The sequence below is a fragment of the Ramlibacter sp. genome (assembly GCF_035706265.1).
Taxonomy (GTDB): Bacteria; Pseudomonadota; Gammaproteobacteria; order Burkholderiales; family Burkholderiaceae_C; genus Ramlibacter.
Window position 1 is genome coordinate 1 of sequence record NZ_DASSVG010000551.1, and the last position, 7,820, is coordinate 7,820.

General features: G+C 69.5%; 11 protein-coding genes. 2 read left to right on the forward strand and 9 right to left on the reverse strand.

Annotated features, from left to right (window positions below):
* On the reverse strand, positions 1-597 hold a 597-nt coding region (locus VFM98_RS19745; RefSeq protein ID WP_325111603.1), incomplete at its 3' end, for a cyclic nucleotide-binding domain-containing protein.
* A gap of 32 nt (positions 598-629) precedes the next feature.
* Positions 630-1,013: a response regulator transcription factor gene (locus tag VFM98_RS19750; RefSeq protein ID WP_325111604.1), complete on the reverse strand. Its 384-nt coding sequence runs from the start codon at positions 1,011-1,013 to the stop codon at positions 630-632.
* Positions 1,014-1,226: 213 nt separating this feature from the next.
* Between VFM98_RS19750 and VFM98_RS19755 the strand changes: the two genes are divergently transcribed.
* Positions 1,227-1,673 (forward strand): universal stress protein, encoded by a 447-nt coding sequence (locus tag VFM98_RS19755; RefSeq protein ID WP_325111605.1) that lies wholly within the window; start codon positions 1,227-1,229, stop codon positions 1,671-1,673.
* Positions 1,674-1,818: 145 nt separating this feature from the next.
* On the forward strand, positions 1,819-2,160 hold the full coding sequence (locus tag VFM98_RS19760) for a hypothetical protein (RefSeq protein WP_325111606.1): 342 nt from the start codon (positions 1,819-1,821) through the stop codon (positions 2,158-2,160).
* Between the two features lie 65 nt (positions 2,161-2,225).
* Here VFM98_RS19760 and VFM98_RS19765 read toward each other — a convergent pair whose 3' ends face one another.
* The 7 genes from VFM98_RS19765 to VFM98_RS19795 are packed head-to-tail and all read right to left on the reverse strand — an operon-like array spanning position 2,226 to position 7,669.
* Positions 2,226-3,137 carry an LD-carboxypeptidase gene (locus VFM98_RS19765; protein WP_325111607.1) on the reverse strand — a complete coding sequence of 304 codons (912 nt, stop codon included), beginning with the start codon at positions 3,135-3,137 and terminating at the stop codon, positions 2,226-2,228.
* Positions 3,134-4,531 carry a tRNA adenosine(34) deaminase TadA gene (gene tadA, locus VFM98_RS19770; protein ID WP_414709050.1) on the reverse strand — a complete coding sequence of 466 codons (1,398 nt, stop codon included), beginning with the start codon at positions 4,529-4,531 and terminating at the stop codon, positions 3,134-3,136. The genes VFM98_RS19765 and tadA overlap by 4 nt, the downstream gene beginning before the upstream one ends.
* Positions 4,528-4,752 (reverse strand): hypothetical protein, encoded by a 225-nt coding sequence (locus VFM98_RS19775; protein ID WP_325111608.1) that lies wholly within the window; start codon positions 4,750-4,752, stop codon positions 4,528-4,530. Before VFM98_RS19775 ends, tadA begins: the two co-directional genes overlap by 4 nt.
* Positions 4,752-5,372: an FMN-binding negative transcriptional regulator gene (locus tag VFM98_RS19780; RefSeq protein WP_325111609.1), complete on the reverse strand. Its 621-nt coding sequence runs from the start codon at positions 5,370-5,372 to the stop codon at positions 4,752-4,754. The genes VFM98_RS19775 and VFM98_RS19780 overlap by 1 nt, the downstream gene beginning before the upstream one ends.
* A gap of 18 nt (positions 5,373-5,390) precedes the next feature.
* Complete coding sequence (gene guaA / locus VFM98_RS19785) at positions 5,391-7,004, reverse strand: glutamine-hydrolyzing GMP synthase (protein ID WP_325111610.1); 1,614 nt, start codon at positions 7,002-7,004, stop codon at positions 5,391-5,393.
* A gap of 1 nt (position 7,005) precedes the next feature.
* Positions 7,006-7,431: a putative toxin-antitoxin system toxin component, PIN family gene (locus VFM98_RS19790; protein ID WP_325111611.1), complete on the reverse strand. Its 426-nt coding sequence runs from the start codon at positions 7,429-7,431 to the stop codon at positions 7,006-7,008.
* A 13-nt stretch (positions 7,432-7,444) separates the two neighbouring features.
* Complete coding sequence (locus tag VFM98_RS19795; protein WP_325111612.1) at positions 7,445-7,669, reverse strand: AbrB/MazE/SpoVT family DNA-binding domain-containing protein; 225 nt, start codon at positions 7,667-7,669, stop codon at positions 7,445-7,447.
* Between the last annotated feature and the right edge of the window lie 151 nt (positions 7,670-7,820).

The window sequence follows — 7,820 nt, forward strand, 5'->3', positions numbered from 1 at the left end:
CAGCACGAAGGCGGCGAGCCGCTCCTCGGCGTTCATGGACCCCAGCAGCATCATCAGGCTGTGCTCGCGCACGATCTCGCGGCTCATCAGGCGCGAGATCACGTGCTGCAGGTCGGGGCTGACCGTGGCCAGCTCGCTCAGGTGGGCGTAGGGGATGGCGCAGATCTCGGCATCCTCCAGGGCGACCGCGGCGCTGGCGTGCTTGCCGGAGGCGAGGCCGTCCAGGCCCATGAGCTCGCCGGCCATCTGGAAGCCGGTGACCTGCTCGCGGCCGTCCTTGAGCGTCAGCACCGACTTGAAGGTGCCGCTGCGCACGGCGTAGATGAACTGGAACTTCTCGCCTTCGTGGTACAGCGCCTGGCCTTCGCGGACGCGGCGGCGGGCGAACATCAGGCTGTCGAGGCGCTGCACGTCGCTGCCGGTGAGGCCGCAGGGCAGGCACAGGTCCTTGAGGTGGCAGGTGGAGCAGAGGGTGCGCAGCGGCGCCGGCGCCGGATCGGCCTTGGGCGACGTCGCGCGGGCGCGCGGCACGATCTGCACGGTAGTGGCGCTGGCGCGCTCGGCAGGGACGGCGGGGGCCGGTTGGCTGAATGTCATGGTGATGCCCTCTTTCATTCTGTTTGTGTGCCTCAGTGGACGCGCCGGCCGGCTGTGGCCACGGCCTGCGCCAGCTGGTCGAATTCGGTGCTCTTGTCGAGAAAGCGCACGGCGCCTTCGCCGAGGTAGCGTTTGCGGTAGGCAGGGGCGGAGTTGTTGCTGAACACCACGAAGGCCACGGCGGGGTCCTGCGAGCGGACGGCCTTGAGCACCTGCAGACCGCTGCCCCCTTCGAGCTGCACGTCCAGCACGACGACATCCGGGCGCGAGCTCAGGATGCCTTCGATGCAGGAGGACGGCGTGGCCCCTTCGCCGACGACGTCCATGCGCGCGCCCGCCAGCAAGGCGTTCACCCGCTCGCGGATCAACTGCGAGTCGTCCGCCAGGAACACCTTGAGGGAAGCATTCGAATCCATGGCCGTAACTATCGCCGCGCGCGCACTGCCGGGCCATCGGCGGCGGCTGAATTGCCGGCTCGGACGAGTCCGAATCCGCCTGCGGTGCTCGCCGATGCTGGCTAGGAATCGTCCTAGCGCGCCCTCCGGGCGGGCCGCTTGATGCGGCTCAAGTGCGCGCGCCGCGAAGCGGCCAAGATGGGCCGCAGGACCCACATGCAGAAAGGATCTCACATGTACAAGCGCATCCTCGTTCCGGTGGACGGCAGCGAGACCTCCAGCCGCGCCGTGGTCGCGGCCCTGCAGATGGCGCGCGAGACCGGCGGCCGCGTCCGCCTGCTGCACGCGCTGGACGAACTGGCCTACCTGTCCGGCTACGAATACAGTGCCGACCTGCTGAAGGCGGCACGCGACCAGGGCGCCCGCGTGCTGGAAGACGCCCAGGCCATGGCCCGCTCGGCCGACGTGCCCACCGACGGCAAGCTGGTCGAAACGGCCGGCCGGCGCCTCGGCGAACTGGTGGCGGAGGAGGTCCGCAACTGGGAAGCGGACCTGGTGGTGGTCGGCACCCACGGGCGGCGCGGCATGAGCCGCCTGCTGCTCGGAAGCGGCGCCGAGCAGGTGCTGCGGCTGGCGCCGGTGCCCGTGCTCGCCGTGCGCGACCCGCACGGGGCGGACTGACCGCCCGTCCATCCGGGGAAAATACCCGGTCCTGGACCGTCGGTTCCGTGAAATCCGGCACGTTCGGGCCTTGCCAGCGTCCGACAATGGGAATAATTTACTTCCATCTTCGCCGCGCCTCCGCGTGGCCCGGGAACATTGTCAAATGCGATGGTTCAAAGGCATTCGCAATAGTGTGTACGGCCTCCTCGGCAACCCCGTTGCACCGAGCGATTCGACGCTGGAGGACAAGACGGAGGACATCCGGGAGGCGATGCTGGAGCTGCTGGGCGAGACCGGCACCAAGCAGTTCGCCAACGTCACCCGGCGGCTCCGCTACGCCAACGACATCCAGGCCCTGTGGTACCTGCGCGGCGACCTGATGGCCGCACTGGCCAGCACGCAGGGCGAATCGGCGGCGCGCCAGCAGGTGCAACGCATCACGCAGATGTTCCATGGCATGCTGCCGGGGAGCCTGACGTCGCGCCCTAGTCCGCTCGTGGGCTGAGCGGCCCGGTTCAAAGGAAAAAGCGCGGGACTCCCGCGCTTTTCCTTTTGGCGATGCGCTCAGCGCTACAGATGTCCCCAGAGCAGGAACGCGTCCCGCCCTTCCACCGCCAGCCGCACCTTGGCGCCCACCGGCAGGCAAACCTTGGTGGGCACGTGCCCGAAAGGCAGGCCCGTGAGCACCGGCGCCTTCACCTGGCCGCGCAGCCACTCGATCACGGTGGCGAGCCGGAAGCCCTTGTCGTGCGGCACCGGCTCCCAGTTGGTGAAGTGCCCGAGCAGGATCGCCTTCTGCTTCTGCAGCACGCCCGCATACAGCAGCTGCGTCAGCATGCGCTCGATGCGGTAGGGATGCTCGCTCACGTCCTCCAGGAACAGGATGCCGCCCTTCACCTGGGGCAGCCAGGGCGTGCCCACCAGCGCCGCCAGCATGGCCAGGTTGCCGCCCCACAGCACGCCCTGCGCCTGCAGCGGCTGCGTGCGGGCTTCGGCGCGCGGCAGCTGCCAGCCGGTGCCCTCGCCCTGCTCCTCCACCAGGTCCTCGAAGCAGGCCTGCATGATCTCGTCCGGCTCGCCCTCGACGCCGAAGTCCTCGCCGACGGAGGGGCCCGACCAGGTGATGCGGCCGGTCCTGGCCAGCACCGCGTTCTGGAACGCCGTGAAGTCGCTCAGGCCGACGAACTGCGTGCCGCGGTCGACCGCCTTGGCGATGGCCTTGTAGGGCAGCGCCGGCAGCAGGCGCGTGAGCCCGTAGCCGCCGCGCGTGATGATGGCGACGTCGGCGCCGCTGGCCGCCGCGCGCTCGATGGCCGCGAGCCGCGTCGCGTCGTCGCCGGCGAAGCGCATGTGCGTCGCGAACACGTCGGGATCGACTTCGACCTCGTGGCCGAGGGCCTTCAGCCGCGCGATGCCGCGCCGGACGGCGGCCTTGTTGCGCACGGCGCTGGAGGGGGAAAAGATGTAGATGCGCTTCGTCACGGGCGGAAGTATCCCACCGCCCTGCGCGCCACCTCCTCGCCCTGCTCCGGCACGAAGTGGCCGGCCTGCGGCAGCACCATCGGTTCCGGGCAGCCGCGGATCTGCGTGCGCAGCGCCTGCATCACCGGCAGGCCCAGCACCGGGTCCTGCGCGCCGACGGCCATCAGCGTCTGCCCGTTCCAGTCATGCGCCAGGAAGTCGCGCGCCTGGCGCGAGATGGCGGCACCTTCGGCGTCGGGACGCTCCGGCACCATGGGCGGAAAGGCCCGCAGCGCGGCGCGGTGGCCGGCATCGGGAAACGGCGCGTCGTACGCCGCGCATTCGGCCGGCGTCAGTTGCGGGTTGCCGCGCGCGAGCAGGCGGCCGACGCCGAAGCCGGGATTCTTCGCGCACATCTCGCGCCAGGCCAGGAAACCGGGACTGAGCGGCGCATCGCCCGTGGCCAGCAGTGTGTTCATCACCAGCAGGCCGCGGTAGCGCTCGGGCGCCTCCATCGGCAGCGTGAGCCCGAGCAGGCCGCCCCAGTCCTGCACCACCAGCACGACCTGCGTGAGGTCCAGCCGCTCGACCAGCTCCAGCAGCACCTGGCGGTGCCACTCGAACCCGTGTGCGGCGTCGCGCTTGGGCTTGTCGCTCCTGCCGAAGCCCACCAGGTCCGGCGCCACCACGCGCCCGCCGGAGCCCAGGAACACCGGGATCATGCGGCGATAGAGATAGCTCCAGGAGGGATTGCCGTGCAGGCACAGCCAGGTGAGCGGCGCGTCGCGCGGGCCTTCGTCCAGGTAGTGCAGGCGCAAGCCGTCCAAGGCCGGCAGGTCGTTCACGTAATGCGGCGGCCACGGGTAGTCCGGCAGCGCGGCGAAGCGCTCCTCGGGCGTGCGCAGGGCGTCCTCGCGCAGGGGCTGGGCGGTGCTGCGGGCCTCCTGCCGGCGGGCGCGGAAGAACTCCGACAGCAGCGCGCCGCATTCGCCCGCCAGCACGCCGGCGACGCTTTCCGTGTGGTGGTTCAGGCGCTGTTCGGCGAAGAGGTCCAGCACCGAGCCGGCGGCACCGGTCTTGGGATCGCGGGCGCCGAAGACCACCCGCGCCAGGCGCGCGTGCAGCAGCGCGCCGCTGCACATCGCGCAGGGCTCCAGCGTCACGAACAGCTCGCAGCCGTCGAGGCGGTAGTTGCCCAGGGCCTGCGCCGCCTCGCGCAGGGCGCGGATCTCGGCGTGCGCGGTGGGGTCGTGCAGGGTGACCGGGGCGTTGTGGCCGCGGCCGACGATGGCGTCGCCGTGCACCACCACGGCGCCCACCGGCACCTCGCCCGCCGCCTGCGCCAGCCGCGCCTGCGCGAGCGCCTCGCGCATGCAGGCCTCGTCGCGCGCCGGGCCGGCGGGCGGCAGCTTCACTGGCCTTCGTCGGGCATGGCGCGCGGCTGCTGCATGGCGCCCTGCACCGCCTGCTCGAACTGCTGCACCTGCTGCTTGGGCGTTCCCGCCGGCACGGCCACGCCCGCGGGCGCATTGGCCGAGGTCGCCGGCGCCACGCCCGAGGAAAGCTGCTTCTTCGCCAGCACGCCGACGATCGCCACCACGATCAGCAGGCCCAGCACGCTGAATACCGCTCGCATCACGCTCCTCCCAATCCGAGCCGCTGCATCCACTGCGCGAGCTCGCGTTCGTCCTCGTTGCCGGCCGCGTAGATCGCGCGCATGCGCGCGTGCGCCTCGGGCCGGTGCTGGTTGACCTTGAGCTTGCAGGCCCACTGCTGCACGTCCAGCTCGAAGGCCACGATGCCGGCCAGCATCTTGTGGGCGAACTCCTCGCCCAGGCCCTGCCACTGCGGTGCGTAGTCCGGCTCGTGGTCGGCGATCAGCTTCTTCAGCAGGCCGTCCTTGGCGCCCGCGTCTTCCAGCAAGCGCGCCCGCACGCGGCAGTGCACCGCGAGGTAGTTCCACGTCGGCACGCGCTGCAGGTCCGGATAGACCTTGGGCGACATGTAGGCGTGCGGGCCCAGGAAGGTGACCAGCGCCTCGGGCCGGGCCTGCAGGTGGCGCCAATGCGGATTCGGCTTCGCCACGTGTCCCAGCAGCACGAAGCGGCCTTCCCGCTCGTCCAGGTGCAGCGGCAGATGGGTGACGAAGGGAAAGCCGGTGTCGTCGTTGGAGATGAGGCTCGCGAACGGGTTCGCGCGCATCAGCTCCGCGGCGACGGCGGGATCGTCGGACTGGAACTGCGGCGGCTGGTACATGGGCGGATTATGGCCGCCTCACTCCCACTCGATCGTCGCCGGCGGCTTGCTGCTCACGTCGTACGTGACGCGGTTGATGCCGCGCACCTCGTTGATGATGCGGCCGGAGACCTTCTTCAACAGGGCATAGGGCAGCTCCGCCCAGTCCGCCGTCATGAAGTCGCTGGTCTGCACCGCCCGCAGGGCCACCACATAGTCGTAGGTGCGGCCGTCGCCCATCACGCCGACGCTCTTGACGGGCAGGAAGACCGTGAAGGCCTGGCTGGTGAGGTCGTACCAGGTCTTGCCGCTCGCCTCGTCGCGGAAGTTGCGCAGCTCCTCGATGAAGATCGCGTCGGCGCGGCGCAGCAGGTCCGCGTAGTCCTTCTTCACCTCGCCCAGGATGCGCACGCCCAGGCCCGGGCCGGGGAAGGGATGGCGGTACACCATCTCCGGCGGCAGGCCCAGCGCCACGCCCAGCTCGCGCACTTCGTCCTTGAACAGGTCGCGCAGCGGCTCCAGCAGCTTCAATCCGAGCTGCTCCGGCAGGCCGCCCACGTTGTGGTGGCTCTTGATCGTGACGGCCTTCTTGCTCTTGGCGCCGCCGGACTCGATCACGTCCGGATAGATGGTGCCCTGGGCCAGCCAGGCGACGTGGCGCGAATGCGTTTCCTTGATCTTCGCGGCTTCGGCCTTGAAGACGTCGACGAACAGGCCGCCGATGATCTTGCGCTTGCGCTCCGGATCGCTCACGCCGGCGAGCTTGCCGAGGAACAGCTCGCTCGCGTCGACGCGGATCACCTTGGCGTGCAGCTTGCCGGCGAACATGTCCATCACCATGTCGCCTTCGTTCAGGCGCAGCAGGCCGTGGTCCACGAACACGCAGGTGAGCTGGTCGCCGATGGCGCGGTGGATCAGTGCCGCCGCGACCGACGAATCGACCCCACCGGAGAGGCCCAGGATCACCTCCTCGTCGCCGACCTGGCGGCGGATCGCCTCCACCGCCTCGGCGATGTGGTCGCGCATCACCCAGTCCGGCCGCGCCTGGCAGATCCCCAGCACGAAGCGCTCCAGCAGCGCGCGGCCCTGCTTGGTGTGCGTGACCTCGGGATGGAACTGCACGGCGTAGAAGCGCCGCGCCTCGTCGGCCATGCCGGCGATCGGGCAGCTCTCGGTGGAGGCCATCAGCTTGAAGCCGGGCGGCATCTCGGCCACCTTGTCGCCGTGCGACATCCACACGTGCAGCATGCCGTGGCCCTGCTCGGTGGTGTAGTCGGCGATGTCCTTCAGCAGCGCCGTGTGGCCGCGCGCGCGCACCTCGGCGAAGCCGAACTCGCGCTTGTGCCCGGGCTCGACCCTGCCCCCGAGCTGCTGCGCCATCGTCTGCATGCCGTAGCAGATGCCCAGCACCGGCACGCCGAGCTCGAACACCGCCTGCGGCGCCTTGTCGGTCGATTCCTCGTAGACGCTGGCGTGGCTGCCGGAGAGGATCACGCCCTTGAGCGAGCCGTCGGCGGCGTACTGCCGCACCCATTCGTCGCTCACGTCGCAGGGATGGACCTCGGAATACACGTGCGCCTCGCGCACGCGCCGCGCGATCAGCTGCGTGACCTGGGAGCCGAAGTCGAGGATGAGGATCTTGTCGTGTTGCATCTCAGGCAGACCAGCGGTTGAGTGCCTCGGCAGGCGTGATGATTTCGAAGCACATGTGGCGGAGGTAGGGGTCGTTCAAGGCGAGGAGGTCCTGGTCGCCAGTGACCAGCGCTTGCGCATCCCCGGCCTGGGCGAGATCCAGAAACTGTTGATCGTCCGGATACCGGCAGACAGGGACGTGGGCCAGCGCGTTCGGGCGCTCCTGCGGCCGGATGACCTCGCAGTAGGGCAGGTAGTCGTCCAGCAGTTCGCGGCATTCATCTTCAGTGAGGCGGAACTTGGGGTAGGCCAGGACTTGAAGCAATTCCTTCGCGGTCGCCGTGGACAGGAGCGGCACGATCACGCCGCCTTGCCACAGCGCCCGGAAGGCGGCCAGCCTCCCGGCCCTGAAGCGCAGCGCGGACACGGCCACGTTCGTGTCCAGCACGACCCTCGGCCGCTCAGGACCGACCACGGGCCCACTTCACTGCATCGTCGATGTCCTGTTCCGTAATTCCGAGCTCGTCCAGCTTGGCGCGGACCGCGTCTGCCTTGCTGACCCGCACCGGCGTGAGCACGATGCGGTCCCCGACAGCTTCGACCTCGAAGTACTCGGCCGGCGGCACCTGGCTCACGATTGCTTTCGGCAAGGTGATCTGGTTCTTGGCGGTCATTTTGGCGAGCACGGTCGTCTTTCCCGGAAGTAAGGATTCCTTACTTTACCTTAATCGGCCCGGTAATTCGGCGCTTCCTTGGTGATCTGCACGTCGTGGACGTGGCTCTCGCGCATGCCGGCGGCGGTGATCTGGACGAATTCGGCCCGCGAGCGCATTTCAT